This is a genomic window from Nakamurella flavida, from assembly GCF_030811475.1.
Taxonomy (GTDB): domain Bacteria; phylum Actinomycetota; class Actinomycetes; order Mycobacteriales; family Nakamurellaceae; genus Nakamurella; species Nakamurella flavida.
On the sequence record NZ_JAUSQV010000001.1, the window covers coordinates 3,590,594 to 3,605,462 of the forward strand.

A 14,869-nucleotide genomic window follows, 5' to 3' on the forward strand; every position below is an offset into this window, starting at 1 on the left:
CGGGGTCAGGCGCCGAGGCCGATGGCCGCCCGGTAGGCCCGGCGCTTGACCAGGAACACCACGACACCCACGAGCAGGGCGGCGGAGACGAACAGCACGCCGAACCACTGCAGCAGCGGGCTCTCCCCGGCCGGGTCGTAGATCTCCGGGCGCGGCCAGATCAGGTTGATCATCATGGCGATGCCGTAGACCACGGCCAGCACGTTGACCGGGACGCCCCAGCGGCCCAGGGAGAACAGCGGCCGACCGGTCTCGTCCTGCTGGACGGAGGCGACCTCGGCGTTGCGGCCCGGCCACCCGCGCAGCCGCTGGATCAGCAGCGGGCCGGTGACCATCAGGTAGGCCAGGTACAGCATGACGATGCAGACGCTGGTCAGTGCGGTGAAGACGCCGGCGTGCCCGAGGTTGAGGGCGAGCAGGGCGGCCGCGCAGACGCCGACGACGATCGCCGGGCCGGCCAGCGCGCCGGTGCGGGGGGACACCCGGGACAGCACACGGGAGAACGGCAGCACCTCGTCCCGCGACATCGAGAAGATCATCCGGGTGGTCGCGGTCTGGATGGCCAGGGTGCAGACGAACGCGGCGAGGACGACCGCGGCCAGGAACACCCGGCCCAGCACGTCACCCAGGCGCCCGGTGACGATCCCGGCCAGGCCGCCGGTGGCCACGGAGCCGTCGTCGATGCTGGGGGCGGCCATCAGCGCGGCCAGGATCATCAGGCCGCCGAACACCCCGGAGACGACCAGGGCCCGCAGGATGGTGCGCGGGGCGGTGCGGCGCGGGTTGTGCGTCTCCTCGGAGAGCTCGCCGGCGCTGTCGAAGCCGACCATCACGTAGGCCGCCATCAGGGAGGAGACCAGCAGCGCGGCGAGCAGGCCGCCGTTGGGGATGCCCTCGGTGTTGAGCACGATGCCCGGGCCGCGCTCGGCCCGGGAGAACAGCGCCACGATGAGCAGGACCACGGCGACGATCTCGCAGGTCACGCCGAGTGCGTTGACCACGGCCATCACCCGCACGGCCAGGGAGTTGATCAGCGTGGTGACGGTGAGCACGATCAGCCCGAGCACGATGGCGTTGGTCGCCCCGGTCACCGTGGAGATGGCCGGGTCACCGCCGACAAGCTGGAACCCCGACCAGATCGCCGGCAGCACCGCCTGCATGGCGATCGCCGCCGCGGCCACCGTGACGATCTGCGCGATGATCATCGTCCAGCCCGCGAACCAGCCGACGACGTGTCCGCCCAGGCGCCGCGCCCACTGGTAGATGGCGCCCGAGATCGGGTAGCGGGCGGCGAGTTCGGCGAAGCACAGCGCCACCATGAGCTGTCCGAGGAAGACTGCCGGCCACGTCCAGAAGAAGACCGGCCCGGCGAACGAGAAGCCGAACCCGAAGAGCTGGAACACCGTCGTCAGGATGGAGACGAACGAGAAGCCGGCCGCGAAGGACGCGTACCCGCCGATGGATCGGTGCAGCTGCTGCTGGTAGCCGAACTGCTGTTCCAGGTCGGCGTCCGGAGTGCCGGTCCGGGTCTCGATGGTCGCCATGCGGATCTCCCAGTCGAACACTGGGCCACCGGCGACGCCGTCGGGGGCCTGATCGGCCTCCCGGGCTTTTATCCCGCCGTGGAACGCACGTGCCGGCCAGGGCCGATCCGTCCGCCTCCCCTCTCGGACCAGCCCGTCCGGCCGGAGGCCGAGCGGCGGAACCCTAGGGGCGCCTCGCCATCGGGCGAGTCAGGACAGAGCACACCGTGCCGCTGTTACCGCGGACCGTTCGCCCGGTAACGAGCAGATGTCCGCGGCGCCGGATCACGAAACACAATGGAAACCCGAAGGCCGGCGGTCTCAGGCGGCGAGAAGCATCGCCAGCACCGCGGTGTCGGGATCGTCCTGCGGGTCGATGCCGGCCCGGCTGATCAACGAGGTGACGGTGCCCCGGTGATGGGCCTCCACCCAGGCGGCCCGGTGATCCATCCCCAGGTGGGGCAGGCCCGGCAGCAGCACGCACCCCGAGGCCACCCCCTCGCACTCCGGCAACGAGGGGCGGGTCTCCGACGGCGGGTGCAGCACGAGCAGCCCGGGCGGCTGGTGCTCGGCGAAAGAGCCCGGCCGCAGGGCGTTCTCGCCGAAGACGGTGCCCTCGCTCATGACCAGACCGATGGTGCCGGGGGTCGGGTCGTCGGGGAGTTCCTCGCGCACCCGGAACACGGTGGTGGTCGGCAGCAGGCCGGGCATACTGGCCACCCGCACCGCGAGGGTCAGGAAAGTGGTCCACTCCACCGTGGTCTCGGGCCACCGACCCGACACCACGAACCCGCGCAGCGTGCCGGCGGACTGGAAGGCGGAGACCTCGACGGACAGCGCATCGGATTCGTTCATGACGGACCTTCCCCGGACAACGGGTGCGAAGGGTCATGATCGGGCCGGTCGGCGCTGGCACACAAGGCGGGTCGAGTGCCAGCCGAACGCCGACCAGACACGGCCGTGCCGGGCGGGGGAGCCGGGGGAGAATCGTCCTGGCAAAGAGAACGACCAGGGGTCCGGGTGGGACCCCTGGTCGGGTGGCGGAGGATACGGGATTTGAACCCGTGAGGGCGTTAACCCAACACGCTTTCCAAGCGTGCGCCATAGGCCTCTAGGCGAATCCTCCGCCGACGACTCTACCGGCAGTCGGGAGGCCCGGTGACCACCCCGCCCCGTCCGGGCCGATCGGGTGACTTCCGGCGCAGGCTCAGGCCCCCGTCGTCCGAGCGGCGCCGGGCTCGTGCCCGGAGCGCCGTCGCCGGGTTCGACGCAGTCCGAGGACGCCCAGCACCGCGAGGACGGCGACGGCGACACCGGCCACGGCCCACGGGGAGGTGGCGGCCAGCGCCACCGCCGTCTGGACCACGGCCAGACCGACCGTCGCGTACAGCGCCGCCCAGGCGATGCACCCGGGCACCATGGCCAGGCAGTACCGGCCGAACGGCATGCGTACCAGGCCGGCGGCCGCGTTGGCCACGGTCTGGAACCCGATGGTCAGGAAGGACACGGTCACCACCGGGGCCCCGAAACGCCGGATCAGCGCGGTGGCCCGGGTGGTGCGGGGGCCGGTCAGCAGGGTGGGGAACCGCCGGGAGAGCCCGACCAGGGCGCCGCGTCCCAGCCAGTAGGTCAGCTGGGCCCGGGCCAGCACGATGGCCAGCAGCACGGCGAAGACCAGGGGCAGCGGGCGGCCATCCAGCCAGCTGGGCACGGCACCCCCCCCGAGGACGATCCGTACCGCGGCCGGCCGCGGCATCCGTCGGCCCGGACGGTACCGGCCGCGGGCGGGCGTGCAGGGCCGGGAGGAGCCGCTACGATGATCTCGGACCCCCGCGGCGTCCATCTCATCAACCCCCCCAGGGCCGGAAGGCAGCAAGGGTCCGTGAGCTCTGACGGGTGCGGGGGTCCCCTTGCGTTCATGGGCCGTCCGGGCCGGTACGCCGGTGTCGGACCGAGCACGTAACCTCGGCTCGTGTCTCTGGCCCTGTATCGCAAGTACCGTCCGGCGTCCTTCGCCGAGGTGGTCGGCCAGGAGCACGTGACCGATCCCCTGCGCACGGCGCTGGCCGCCGGCCGGATCAACCACGCCTATCTGTTCTCCGGTCCGCGCGGATGCGGCAAGACCTCCAGCGCGCGCATCCTGGCCCGGTCGTTGAACTGTGTTCAGGGCCCGACGCCGGACCCGTGCGGGGTGTGCGGGTCCTGCGTCGCGCTGGCCCCCGAGGGCCCCGGGTCGCTCGACGTGGTCGAGCTCGACGCGGCCAGTCACGGTGGTGTGGACGACACCCGTGAGCTGCGTGACCGCGCCTTCTACATGCCGGCGGAGTCCCGCTACCGCGTCTTCATCATCGACGAGGCCCACATGGTCACCCCGCAGGGCTTCAACGCCCTGCTGAAGATCGTCGAGGAGCCGCCGGAGCACCTCGTCTTCATCTTCGCCACCACCGAGCCGGACAAGGTGCTCACCACCATCCGCTCGCGGACCCATCACTACCCCTTCCGGTTGATCCCGCCCGCCGTGCTGCGCGCCCTGCTGGAGCGGCTCTGCGCGGAGGAGGGTGTGGTCGTCGAGCCGGCGGTCTTCCCCCTGGTCATCCAGGCCGGCGGCGGCTCCGCCCGGGACTCGCTGTCCGTGCTCGACCAATTGCTGGCCGGCGCCGGACCCGAGGGCGTCACCTACCGCAGCGCCGTCGCCCTGCTCGGGGTCACCGACACCGCCCTGCTGGACGAGATGGTCGACGCCCTGGCCGCCGCGGACGGGGCGTCGGTGTTCGGCGCCGTGGACCGGGTGGTCGAGGCCGGGCACGACCCCCGCCGATTCGCCGCCGATCTCCTGCAGCGCCTGCGGGACCTGCTCGTGCTGCACGCCGTCCCCGACGCCGGGGCGAAGGGGCTGATCGACTGTCCCGAGGACGAGTTGGCGGCCATGGCCGGTCAGGCGGAGCGGTTGGGCGCCGGGACGCTCGCCCGGATCGCGGACATCCTGCACACCGGTCTGGTCGACATGCGGGGCACCACGGCGCCCCGGCTGGTGCTGGAACTGTTGTGCGCCCGGATGCTACTGCCCGACACGTCAGCGGCCGACGGTGCGATGCTGCACCGGTTGGAACGGATGGAACGCCGGATGGCCATCGCGGACTCGGTGGAGCCCGGCAACGGGTCGGCCCCGTCCGGGCGGGGCACCGAGCTGCCGTCCGGGCCCCGTGCCGCCGCGCCCGCGGACGGCCCGGCCCGGATGCCGTCCGCCCCGCCCCTGCCCGCTCCGCCGGCCCTGCGTACCGCCGGTGCCGATGCCTCGCATCCCGCCGACGGTGGCGACACCGCCCCGGATCGCGCCGGGGCCGACCGGGACACCCCGCCGGCGTCCGCCGCGGGGGAGCAGGCTCCGGCGACCGCGACGGACCGACCGCGGGCCGACCCCGGATCCACCGGCCGGTCCACCCCGACCCAGCCCACCCGTCCCGAACCCACCCGGTCCGCACCGGCCTCGCCGACCCGGGTGCCGGACGGCCCGGGTGTGGTGCCCAGCCTCGGCCTCCCCGTACCGCCGGTGCTGTCCTCCCGCCGGCCGACCCGGTCGGACACCGACCAGGCGTCGTCCCGACAGGACGCGACGGCGCGGCCGGCTCCGGCCACCGACCGGGACCCCACCGGTGGGCCCGAGCGGGTCGACCGGGCCGCGGGCCCCCGGGGGACGGGCTCGGCCGGTCAGGCCGGTCAGTCGGCGAACGGCGCACGCGCCGACCGCTCACCGAACCCCGACCCCGGTGAGCGGCCCGACAACGGTCGGCCGCCGGCCGATCGCGGGGCGGGTCGGACCGAGGCGTCCACGGCGAGCGCTGCGCCGGCCCAGGGCGCGGGCGGATCCGGCCCGGGCGCCATCGACGCCGCCGACATCCGCAAGATGTGGCCGGAGATCCTCGCCGCGGTCAAGAAGCGTCGGCGGACCACGCAGATCCTGTTGGACTCGGCGACCGTCCGCTCGGTCGACCGCGGCGTGCTGATGCTGACCATGCCCAGCCCCGGGATGGCCCGGCGGGTGCTGGAGACGGCGAACGTGACGATCCTGCGGGAGGCGCTGGTCGAGGTGGCCGGGGTCGACTGGACGGTCAACTGCGATGCCGGCGGGGACGGCGGAGGCGCGTCCCCCGGCGGTGGGGGTCCGCGCGGGTCGGACCCCCGGCGCGGGCCGCAGTCGCCCGACGGCGACGTGCCGCCGCCGAGCGACGCCGACGCCCCGGTCGACGACGCCGAGGACATCCCCGACGACTACGACCAGCCGCACGACGCCGCGGCCTCGATCCCGGTCCGCGAGCCCGTGGCGGCGGCGATCGAGCTGCTGACCACCCAACTGGGCGCGCGGCGGCTGGAACCGCCGCCGGTCTGAGCGGTCCGTCCCGACACGAGCGGAGAGAACGTATGCGGCGCAACAGGGTCCGGGACCTGCTGGCGCAGGACGAGCAGGTCGTCACCGGCTGGGTGACGACCGGCAGCTCCTATGCCGCCGAGGTCGTCGCCCACTCCGGGGTCGACGCGGTCACCCTCGACCTGCAGCACGGCATGTTTGACGTCCCGCAGGCGATCGCCTGCCTGCAGGCCGTCTCGACGACCAGTGCGGTCCCGCTGGTGCGGTGCCGGTCGCACGACGCGGCGGACATCGGTCACCTGCTGGACGCCGGGGCGTACGGGATCATCTGCCCGAACGTCGACACCGATGAGCAGGCCCAGGCGCTCGTCCGGGCGTGCCGGTATCCCCCGACCGGACGTCGCAGCCTGGGTCCGTCACGGGGGGTCCTGTACGGCGGTGCGGACTATCCGCAGCACGCCGACGACACCGTGCTCGTCATCCCGATGATCGAGTCGGTGCGGGCGGTGGAGAACCTCGACGCCATCCTGGCCGTCGACGGTGTCGACGCCGTCTTCGTGGGCCCCACCGACCTGTCGTGGGACGCCGGGCTGCCGCCCACCTCGGCGACGGTCGCCGACGAGCTGGCCGACCTGCTCCGGCACATCGTGGACCGGGCGCGGGCGGCCTCCGTCCCGGCGGGCATCTTCTCCCTCACCCCGGACCAGGGCCGGCAGTTCGCCGAGTGGGGTTACCGCCTGATCGCGCCGGGTACCGACATGATGATGCTGCGGGCCGCCACCGAGCGGGCGGTGGCGGTGCTGCGACGGGTCTGACACCGGGGGACGACCCCGGCGGCGGTGACGCGGCCGGATCGCCGGAGTCGCGCTCGACCCGATGGGGTCGATCGGTCAGTGGCCGCGCACGACCCATTCGTCGAGCTGGGGGGCCTCGTCGCCGATGGTGGTGTCCCCGCCGTGTCCGGTGTGCACGACGGTCTGCGGCGGCAGGGTCAGCAGGCGGGTCGAGATCGAGTCGATGATGGTCGGGAAGTCCGAGAACGACCGGCCTGTCGCCCCCGGTCCGCCCTGGAAGAGGGTGTCGCCGGTGAAGACCACCCCGAGGTCGGGGAACGAGAGGCAGACCGCCCCCGGCGCGTGGCCGGGAGTGAGCAGGACGGTGCCGCGCACCCCCGCGACCTCGATCTCCTGGCCGTCCGCGAGGTCCCAGTCCCACCGCCGGTCGGTGTGCGCCATGCCCCAGAGGGGCGCTCCGGCCGGGTGCAGCATGATCGGCGCCCGGGTGGCGTCGGCCAGCGCCGGTGCCGCGTTCACGTGGTCGTTGTGGGCGTGGGTGCAGAAGATGCCGACCACCCGGCGGTCGCCCACCGCGGTGAGGATCTCCCGGGCGTCGTGGGCGGCGTCGATGACGAGCACCTCGGCGTCGTCACCGACCAGCCAGACGTTGTTCTCGACGTCCCAGGAGCCCCCGTCGAGCTCGAAAGCGCCTGAGGTGACGATCTTGTCGATGCGCGCCGCCATGCTAATCCCCTGCCCGTCGCCCGCCCCGGATCGATCTCCCGGGCGGTCCCACCGACACCCGGTGGTCGGGGCCAGCCTGCCCGAGCCGTCGCGCGGTTGTCGAATCCCCGCCCACCCACGGCGGCGCCCGGAGATCTACCGGTCTCCCCGTTGGGCCAGCAGGGCCAGGCGCTGCAACGTCTCCCGGTTGCGGGGGGCGATGGCGGCGTCCTGGGCGGCTCCCGGGTGGGTTCAGTCGACGGGTAGGCCGGCAGCGGGTGCGGCCAGCAGGCGGGCCCACTCCGGCCCCGGCCCGGCTCCGTCGGGACCGCGGGTCCCTGGCCCGTTCGTCAGGCTGTCGACCGTGCGGTCGGTCGCCGGGTCGAGGAGGATCTCCGCCCGCTCACCTGCCGCCGGGTCATGGTCCAGCACGGGGGGGAGCAGCACCGGGGGAGTGCGGGTCGGCTCCAGGTCGACCGGCGGGGGGAGGACGACCATCTCGCCACTGAGGCCCTTGAGTGCGCCGGCTCCGGCGCCGTCGGCCACGCATTCCGCGTTCGTTCGCAGTCCTCGGGCGGCCCCCACGACATGCAGGTGGTCGAGGTCGGACACCGGCAGGTAGGCGCCGCGGTCGGCGTCGAAGGCGACCTGCCCGCCGCAGGAGGTGAACAGGCGGAGCTCCGGGCTCCACCCCCCGGCCACCGCGAGCAGGTCGGCGGGCACGGCGCGACCGGTACCGTCCGCGGCGCGCAACCGCACCCCGACCAGGCAGCCGGCGTCGTCGGTGACCACCCCGGTCACCGACGACTCGTTCAGGACCGAGCCGGTCGGAACGGGGTCGTACGACTTGCCGGGATAGGTGGCCGCGGGGGCGCCGTCGGGATCCGGGCGTGGGTCGACGAGGGCCACGGCCGCGCCCACGGCCAGCAGGTCCCCGGCCACCCGGTAGGCGTCGTCGTCGCCGGCCAGCAGGACGACCTGTTCACCGGCGAGCACGCCGTAGCGCAGCAGAAAGGCCCGGACCGCCCCGGCAGGCATGACCCCGGGGGTGCCGTTGCCAGGGAACAGGGCCGGTCGTTCCACCGCGCCGGTGGCCAGCACCACGCGGCCGGCCGCGATGCGGTTCCGGCGCCCGGCTCCGTGTCGGACGAAGACCTCCACCCCGCCGCCAGGATCCGCCCCGGCGCCGGGATCGTCGTCGCTGCCGGCGCCGCGCGGGTCGCCGTCGGCGGGGGTGCCGGGCTCCGGGCCGGGGGAGAGCTGTTCGACCTCGGTCCCGAAGAGCAGCTCGGCTCCGAGGCCGGCCAGTTCCTCGACGGTCTCCTGCGCCCAGCGCACCTCGGCGTCGGTGAGCATCGCTCCGCCGGGTCCGGACGCGCGGTCGGCGACGGTCACCCGCAGGCCGGTCCGGGCGGCGGTCAGCGCGGCGGACAGGCCGGCGGGCCCGGCCCCGACGACCAGCACGTCACAGGCGGGTGCCGGGTCGCCGGCGGGCCCGGTGAAGCCGAGGATCGATCCGGGCACCTCTCCGTCACGGATCACCCCGCGCGGCCGTCCCGCGGCCGAGGTGCGGGCGACCATGGCGCCGGAGGCCACGAAGACAGCGGTGGGGCTGTCCCCGGGGAAGGTCTGCTCGCCCGAGCCGTCCGGGCCCAGGTGCGGGCGGCTGCGGTCGATCCGCCCGCCGGAGGCCATCCGCCGACCCACCATGGTGTGCGCCCGCCCGCCGGGATCAGGCCCGCGGGGACAGTTCGGCGGGCGTGGCCGATCCGACAGGATCGGTGCCCACGTAGAGCGGGTGACGGGCGGCGAGGGCGGCGACCCGGGCGCGCAGGCCGTCGGCCAGGTCGTCGGCGAGCTCGCCGACCGGCGCGATCAGGGCGGTCGCGATGATGTCGGCGACCTCCGTGAAGTCGGTGTCGGTGAAGCCGCGGGTGGCCAGCGCCGGGGTGCCGATCCGCAGACCCGACGTCACCATCGGCGGGCGCGGGTCGAACGGGACGGCGTTGCGGTTGACGGTGATACCCACGGAGTGCAGCCGGTCCTCGGCGGCCCGGCCGTCCAGGTCGGAGTCGCGCAGGTCGACGAGCACCAGGTGGACCTCGGTACCCCCGGTCAGCACGGTGATGCCGGCGTCGGCGACGTCGGGCTGCACCAGGCGTTGGGCGAGTAGGGCCGCGCCCCGCAGGGTGCGCTGCTGCCGGTCGGTGAACGACGGGTCGGCGGCCATCCGGAACGCGACGGCCTTGGCCGCGATGACGTGCTCGAGCGGGCCGCCCTGCTGGCCGGGGAACACCGCCGAGTTGATCTTCTTGGCCAGGTCCGGGTCGTTGCTCAGGATGACGCCGCCGCGCGGGCCGCCCAGGGTCTTGTGCGTGGTGGTGGTGACGACGTGGGCGTGCGGCACCGGCGAGGGGTGCAGGCCGGCGGCGACCAGGCCGGCGAAGTGCGCCATGTCCACCATGAGGTAGGCACCGACCTCGTCGGCGATCTCCCGGAACCGGGCGAAATCCAGGTGCCGGGGGTAGGCCGACCAGCCGGCGATGATCAGCTTGGGCCGGTGCTCCCGGGCCAGGCGCGCGACCTCCGCCATGTCGATGCGGTGGTCCTCCTTGGAGACCTCGTACGCGGCCACCTCGTAGAGCAGCCCGGAGAAGTTGATGCGCATGCCGTGGGTGAGGTGCCCGCCGTGGGCCAGGGACAGCCCGAGGATGGTGTCGCCCGGCTTGATCAGTGCCTGCATGGCCGCGGCGTTGGCCTGCGCGCCCGAGTGCGGCTGGACGTTGGCGAACTTCGCGCCGAAGAGGTCCTTGATGCGGCTGATGGCCAGCGATTCGATGACGTCGACGTTCTCGCAGCCGCCGTAGTAGCGGCGACCCGGGTAGCCCTCGGCGTACTTGTTGGTGAGCACGCTGCCCTGGGCCTGCATGGCCGCGACCGCCGCGAAGTTCTCGCTGGCGATCATCTCCAGGGTGTCCTGCTGACGGCGCAGTTCACGGCCGATGTACTCGGCGACCTCCGGGTCGGCGACGGCCAGCGGCGCATCCAGACCGGGCCACGCGGGCGTGGTGGCCGCGGCCGCATCCGGGGCGGCCGGTGCCGGGGTGGCCTGAACGGTCGGAGTGCTCATGCTGTTGCTCCCTCGAGGACGACGACTTGCCCGGGACGGCGTACGCCGGTGGCCGGATGTCGACCCACCTGCGGCCGCGCGGCCCCTGACCACGGTAGTGACCGGGGATGGACCAGTCGAACCCGTGTGCGTGCCGGTCGACGGCCCGGTCGGGTGATCCTGGTCGCTCCGCGTTCCGCCAAGTGGGCGAAGATCGCCGACGGGCGCCTTTCCGGTGTCGACCTGGTTGCGCGATCACCGCCCGGTGTTACCGTTTCGAGATAAGCGGAAAAGAATTGTGAAAGCGCCAGTAAATGCCGGTCCGTCCGCGGGCGGAATGGCGTCCCGGCGCACCGAGCACATGCGCGTGACCGAGAGACGGGTGGAGACAATGGGTGTCAGGTCGGATGTCAGCAGGAGCGTCACGCGAATGGTGTCGGCCGGAGCGCTGGCGGTGGCGCTGACCGTCGGTGGTCCGCTGGCCGGACAGGCGATGGCGGTGCCGGTCAACTGCGACGCGGTGAACAACCAGTACGCGGTCTCCAATGCGACCGAGACATTCACACCGGACGGGAGCGCGGCCGTCGTCCTCGACCCGGGTCAGAGCACCACCGTCACCGTCGGGACCACGGTGAGCGCCACGGGGACGATCTCCGCGTCGGCCACGGCCGAGGCCGGTGCCATCTTCGCCTCCGCTTCGGCGACCGTCGGCATCTCGCTTTCGGCCAGCATCAGCAGAACGCTCCAGACGGCCATCACCGCCACCGCCACGGACTCGCGTGCCATCTATCAGCTCGGGTTCCAGTCCACGGCCTTCTCGTGGGAGCAGTACAGCGTCGACCCCAGCACGTGTGTGCGGACCGTGAGCAGGACGGGTACCGGAACCGGCCTGCAGAACGCCATCTACTTCAAGCAGGTCGGCTGACGTCCGCTCGGGTGTCGGCCGGTGGGCGGACACCCGGCGACGGGTGTCCCACGCCCTCGTGCGTCTCGGGAGGGCCTCGACCTGGCAGCCGGTCCGGATGATCTCCGGGCCGGCTGTCGGCCGGGCCGACCGACCGGCGTCCCGCCCGCCTGCTCCCACCCCGCCCCGGTCGTCCGTGTTTCGTCCTCCCGGCCGGCCCCCGCCACGCTGGCCCCGCCACACGATCCTCGGCTGAGCCCCGGACCTGCGCAGAGTTTGCGCCGAACGGGCCCCTGGACGGCAGATTCTCTCCGAGTGAGCGGCCGGCCCGTGCTTCATCCAGGTAACGATGCGATGAACCGGCGGGCCGTCACCTCACGCGCCCCTTACGGTCTGCAGAACCCGCGCCGGACCCGGCGGGGGTGTTGTGCTGCGGAACCGCCCACCGGTTCCGCCCGCCTGTGCCGCCGACCCACCCTGGAGGACCTCCGTGAGGCGTCTGACCCGTCATCACCCGATCCGGCCGCTGGCCGGGGCCGGCCTGGCCGCCCTGCTGGCCGTCAGCCTCGCCTCGTGCGCCAGCTCCGACCGGGACACCGCCGCCACCACCTCGTCCGGCGGCGCCGCCTCCGAGGCGTCCTCGGCCCCGTCCTCCTCCTCCGGCGCGACCGGGAGCGAGTCCGGTGGGGCGACGGGCGGGTCGGACGACCAGCTGATCTTCGGGGCCGCCGGTGCGCCCAGCATGTTCGACCCGCTGTACGCGACCGATGGCGAGACCTTCCGGGTCGCCCGGCAGCTGAACGAGGGCCTGGTCACCTTCACCCCCGGCACCGCCGACGTCGCCCCGTCGCTGGCCTCCTCCTGGGAGTCCTCCGAGGACGGCCTGACCTGGACGTTCGACCTGCAGGACGGGGTCACCTTCCACGACGGCACCCCGCTGGACGGTGCGGCCGTCTGCTTCAACCTGGACCGCATGTACTCCCAGACCGGGGCCGGGGCCACCCAGGCCCAGTACTGGTCGGACACCATGGGCGGGTTCAAGGACTCCGGGACGCCCAGCGTCTACGCCTCCTGCGCCGCCCCGGACGCGGACACCGCGGTGATCACGCTGACCCGGTACACCTCGAAGTTCCCGGCCATCCTCGGGTTGCCGTCCTTCTCGATCCAGTCGCCGACGGCGATCGAGCAGTACGACGGCAACAACGTGGTGGCCGAGGGAGACTCGTTCGTCTACCCGGCCTACGCACTGGAGCACCCGACCGGCACCGGCCCGTTCACCTTCGGCGGCTACGACCAGGCCAACAACACCGTCACCCTGCTGCGCAACGACAACTACTGGGGCGAGAAGGCCAAGGTCGGCACGCTGATCTTCAAGATCATCCCGGAGGAGACCGCGCGCAAGCAGGAGCTGCAGGCCGGCACCATCGACGGCTACGACCTGCCCAACCCCGCGGACTGGGACGGCCTGACCGCCGAGGGCTTCAACGTCGCGGTGCGTCCCGCCTTCAACGTCCTGTACGTCGGGATCAACCAGAAGAACCCGGACCTGCAGGACCTCAAGGTGCGCCAGGCCATCGCCTACGCGATGAACCGTCAGCAGTTCGTCGACTCGCAGCTGCCCACCGGGGCCGAGGTGGCCCAGGAGTTCTACCCGAACACCGTCGACGGATGGACCGACCAGGTCACCCAGTACGGCTACGACCCGGAGAAGGCCAAGGCGCTGCTGGCCGAGGCGGGCAAGAGCGACCTGACGGTCAACTTCTGGTGGCCCACCGAGGTCTCCCGGCCGTACATGCCCAACCCGCGGGACGTCTTCACCGCGTTCAAGGCCGACCTCGAGGCCGTGGGCATCACCGTGAACGAGACCTCGCAGCCCTGGAACGGTGGCTACCTCGACGGCGTCGACGCCCAGCAGGCCGACCTGTTCCTGCTCGGCTGGACCGGTGACTACAACACCCCGGACAACTTCATCGGGACGTTCTTCTCCGATCCGACGTCGCGCTTCGGCACCGAGTACGCCAGCTGGGGAACCACGTTGTCCGACGCCCTGGGCGCGGCCGACACCATCCCGGACGAGGCCGAGCGCACCACCGCCTACGAGAACCTGAACAAGCAGCTGATGGGCGAGTATCTGCCCGCCGTCCCGATCTCGCATTCCCCGCCGGCCATCGTGGTCGCCGGCAACGTGCAGGGCCTGGTGCCCAGCCCGCTGACCGACGAGAAGTTCGTCGGGGTCTCCAAGAGCTGAGCGCAGGACGGGGCCGGTGTCGGGAGTGTCCCGGCGCCGGCCCCGTCCGGTGTTCTGCGGGAGCGGACGACAGGTCGACCCGGCTCCGGCCGGCGGATCAGGGATGGGACAGGACGTGGTTGCAGGAAGGACCCGGCGCAGGCCGGTCGGACGAGGGCTGCGCCCGTGCTGAGGTACACCGTCCGGCGGGTGGGCCAGCTGATCCTGGTGCTCGTCGTGCTCTCGTTGCTGCTGTTCGTCTGGCTGCGCAGCCTGCCCGGCGGCCCGGTCTCCGCGATCCTGGGTGACCGGGCCACCGCCGACAAGCGCCGCGAGCTGGAGGCCGTCCTCGGCCTGGACCAGCCGGTGTTCGTCCAGTACTTCAAGTTCGTCGGCCGGGTCGTGCAGGGCAACTTCGGCACGTCCACCGGGGTCGCCCCGGGCACCTCGGCGGTCGACGTGTTCACGGCGCGGTTCGCGGCCACCATCGAGCTCGCCATCGGGGCCATGCTCTTCGCCCTGATCCTCGGTGTGCCGCTGGGGTACCTGGCCGCCCGTCGCCGCGGCGGCCCGCTGGACACCGGCGGGGTCATCGTCTCCCTCATCGGCATCGCCGTGCCGGTGTTCTTCCTGGCCTTCCTGCTGAAGTTCGTCTTCGCCGTCAAGCTCGGCTGGCTGCCGCCGTCCGGTCGGCAGACCCCCGGGATCGACGCCACCCGGGTCACCGGGTTCTTCGTCCTGGACGGGCTGCTGACCCGTGAGTGGGACGCGTCCTGGGACGCGCTGAAACACCTGATCCTGCCGTCGATCGCGCTGGGCACCATCCCGTTCGCGGTGATCTTCCGGATCACCCGCTCCTCGGTGATGGAGGTGCAGACGGAGGACTTCGTCCGCACCGCCCAGGCCAAGGGGCTGACCAACGCCACCATCCGCGATCGGCACATCCTGCGGAACGCGATGCTCCCGGTGATCACCGTGACGGGTCTGCAGACCGGTGCGCTGCTCGCCGGCGCAGTGCTCACCGAGAAGGTCTTCGCCTACCCGGGGATCGGCGAGGCGTTGTCGATCTCCTTCACCAAGAAGGACTTCCCGGTGCTGCAGGTGGTCATCCTGGCCGCGGCGGCGGCCTTCGTCATCGTCAACACGATCGTCGACCTGCTGTACGCCGTGGTCGACCCGCGGATCCGGGTCCGATGACACCGGCCCCGTCCACCGCGCGCCGACCCGAGGAGACGGAACTC

At 72.7% G+C, this 14,869-nt stretch carries 11 protein-coding genes, 1 tRNA gene and 1 other RNA gene; 6 read left to right on the top strand and 7 right to left on the bottom strand.

Annotation, left to right across the window (positions count from 1 at the left end):
* Positions 1–5: 5 nt before the first annotated feature.
* The 4 genes from J2S58_RS15920 to J2S58_RS15935 form a co-directional block, all read right to left on the bottom strand.
* Entirely contained in the window at positions 6–1,544 is a 1,539-nt protein-coding gene (locus J2S58_RS15920; RefSeq protein WP_205256460.1) for an amino acid permease, read from the bottom strand.
* A gap of 300 nt (positions 1,545–1,844) precedes the next feature.
* Positions 1,845–2,378, bottom strand: a complete 534-nt coding sequence (locus J2S58_RS15925) for a peptidase (RefSeq protein ID WP_205256459.1) — start codon at positions 2,376–2,378, stop codon at positions 1,845–1,847.
* A gap of 183 nt (positions 2,379–2,561) precedes the next feature.
* Positions 2,562–2,649 (bottom strand) — tRNA-Ser (locus J2S58_RS15930).
* A gap of 81 nt (positions 2,650–2,730) precedes the next feature.
* Complete coding sequence (locus J2S58_RS15935; protein WP_370881839.1) at positions 2,731–3,234, bottom strand: DedA family protein; 504 nt, start codon at positions 3,232–3,234, stop codon at positions 2,731–2,733.
* A 108-nt stretch (positions 3,235–3,342) separates the two neighbouring features.
* Here J2S58_RS15935 and ffs point away from each other — a divergent pair.
* The 3 genes from ffs to J2S58_RS15950 all read left to right on the top strand — a co-directional run bounded on the left by ffs (position 3,343) and on the right by J2S58_RS15950 (position 6,704).
* Positions 3,343–3,441: signal recognition particle sRNA small type (gene ffs / locus J2S58_RS15940), an RNA gene on the top strand.
* A 54-nt stretch (positions 3,442–3,495) separates the two neighbouring features.
* Positions 3,496–5,910, top strand: coding sequence for a DNA polymerase III subunit gamma and tau (locus J2S58_RS15945; protein WP_205256457.1), 2,415 nt, complete (start codon positions 3,496–3,498; stop codon positions 5,908–5,910).
* 32 nt (positions 5,911–5,942) lie between these two features.
* On the top strand, positions 5,943–6,704 hold the full coding sequence (locus J2S58_RS15950; protein ID WP_205256456.1) for an HpcH/HpaI aldolase family protein: 762 nt from the start codon (positions 5,943–5,945) through the stop codon (positions 6,702–6,704).
* Between the two features lie 75 nt (positions 6,705–6,779).
* On the opposite strand, the gene J2S58_RS15955 is transcribed toward J2S58_RS15950, so the two are convergent.
* The 3 genes from J2S58_RS15955 to glyA all read right to left on the bottom strand — a co-directional run bounded on the left by J2S58_RS15955 (position 6,780) and on the right by glyA (position 10,518).
* Positions 6,780–7,409 (bottom strand): MBL fold metallo-hydrolase, encoded by a 630-nt coding sequence (locus tag J2S58_RS15955; RefSeq protein WP_205256455.1) that lies wholly within the window; start codon positions 7,407–7,409, stop codon positions 6,780–6,782.
* Between the two features lie 231 nt (positions 7,410–7,640).
* Positions 7,641–9,083 (bottom strand): FAD-dependent oxidoreductase, encoded by a 1,443-nt coding sequence (locus tag J2S58_RS15960; protein WP_306828883.1) that lies wholly within the window; start codon positions 9,081–9,083, stop codon positions 7,641–7,643.
* Positions 9,084–9,120: 37 nt separating this feature from the next.
* Positions 9,121–10,518, bottom strand: a complete 1,398-nt coding sequence (glyA, locus tag J2S58_RS15965; protein WP_205256406.1) for a serine hydroxymethyltransferase — start codon at positions 10,516–10,518, stop codon at positions 9,121–9,123.
* Positions 10,519–10,927: 409 nt separating this feature from the next.
* On the opposite strand from glyA, the gene J2S58_RS15970 reads away from it, so the two are divergent.
* The 3 genes from J2S58_RS15970 to J2S58_RS15980 all read left to right on the top strand — a co-directional run bounded on the left by J2S58_RS15970 (position 10,928) and on the right by J2S58_RS15980 (position 14,825).
* Entirely contained in the window at positions 10,928–11,422 is a 495-nt protein-coding gene (locus tag J2S58_RS15970; RefSeq protein ID WP_205256405.1) for a hypothetical protein, read from the top strand.
* A gap of 469 nt (positions 11,423–11,891) precedes the next feature.
* The gene (locus J2S58_RS15975; protein ID WP_306828887.1) at positions 11,892–13,649 is read left to right on the top strand and encodes an ABC transporter substrate-binding protein; all 1,758 of its coding nucleotides are present in this window, start codon (positions 11,892–11,894) and stop codon (positions 13,647–13,649) included.
* A gap of 165 nt (positions 13,650–13,814) precedes the next feature.
* Positions 13,815–14,825: an ABC transporter permease gene (locus tag J2S58_RS15980; RefSeq protein WP_205256404.1), complete on the top strand. Its 1,011-nt coding sequence runs from the start codon at positions 13,815–13,817 to the stop codon at positions 14,823–14,825.
* Positions 14,826–14,869: the final 44 nt, after the last annotated feature.

What these genes read in the sequence shown, in the direction of transcription:
- J2S58_RS15920 (WP_205256460.1), bottom strand. Translation starts at nt 1,544, where the DNA reads ATGGCGACCATCGAGACCCGGACCGGCACTCCGGACGCCGACCTGGAA.
- J2S58_RS15925 (WP_205256459.1), bottom strand. Translation starts at nt 2,378, where the DNA reads ATGAACGAATCCGATGCGCTGTCCGTCGAGGTCTCCGCCTTCCAGTCC.
- J2S58_RS15950 (WP_205256456.1), top strand. Translation starts at nt 5,943, where the DNA reads ATGCGGCGCAACAGGGTCCGGGACCTGCTGGCGCAGGACGAGCAGGTC.
- J2S58_RS15955 (WP_205256455.1), bottom strand. Translation starts at nt 7,409, where the DNA reads ATGGCGGCGCGCATCGACAAGATCGTCACCTCAGGCGCTTTCGAGCTC.
- J2S58_RS15960 (WP_306828883.1), bottom strand. Translation starts at nt 9,083, where the DNA reads ATGGCCTCCGGCGGGCGGATCGACCGCAGCCGCCCGCACCTGGGCCCG.
- glyA (WP_205256406.1), bottom strand. Translation starts at nt 10,518, where the DNA reads ATGAGCACTCCGACCGTTCAGGCCACCCCGGCACCGGCCGCCCCGGAT.
- J2S58_RS15970 (WP_205256405.1), top strand. Translation starts at nt 10,928, where the DNA reads ATGGTGTCGGCCGGAGCGCTGGCGGTGGCGCTGACCGTCGGTGGTCCG.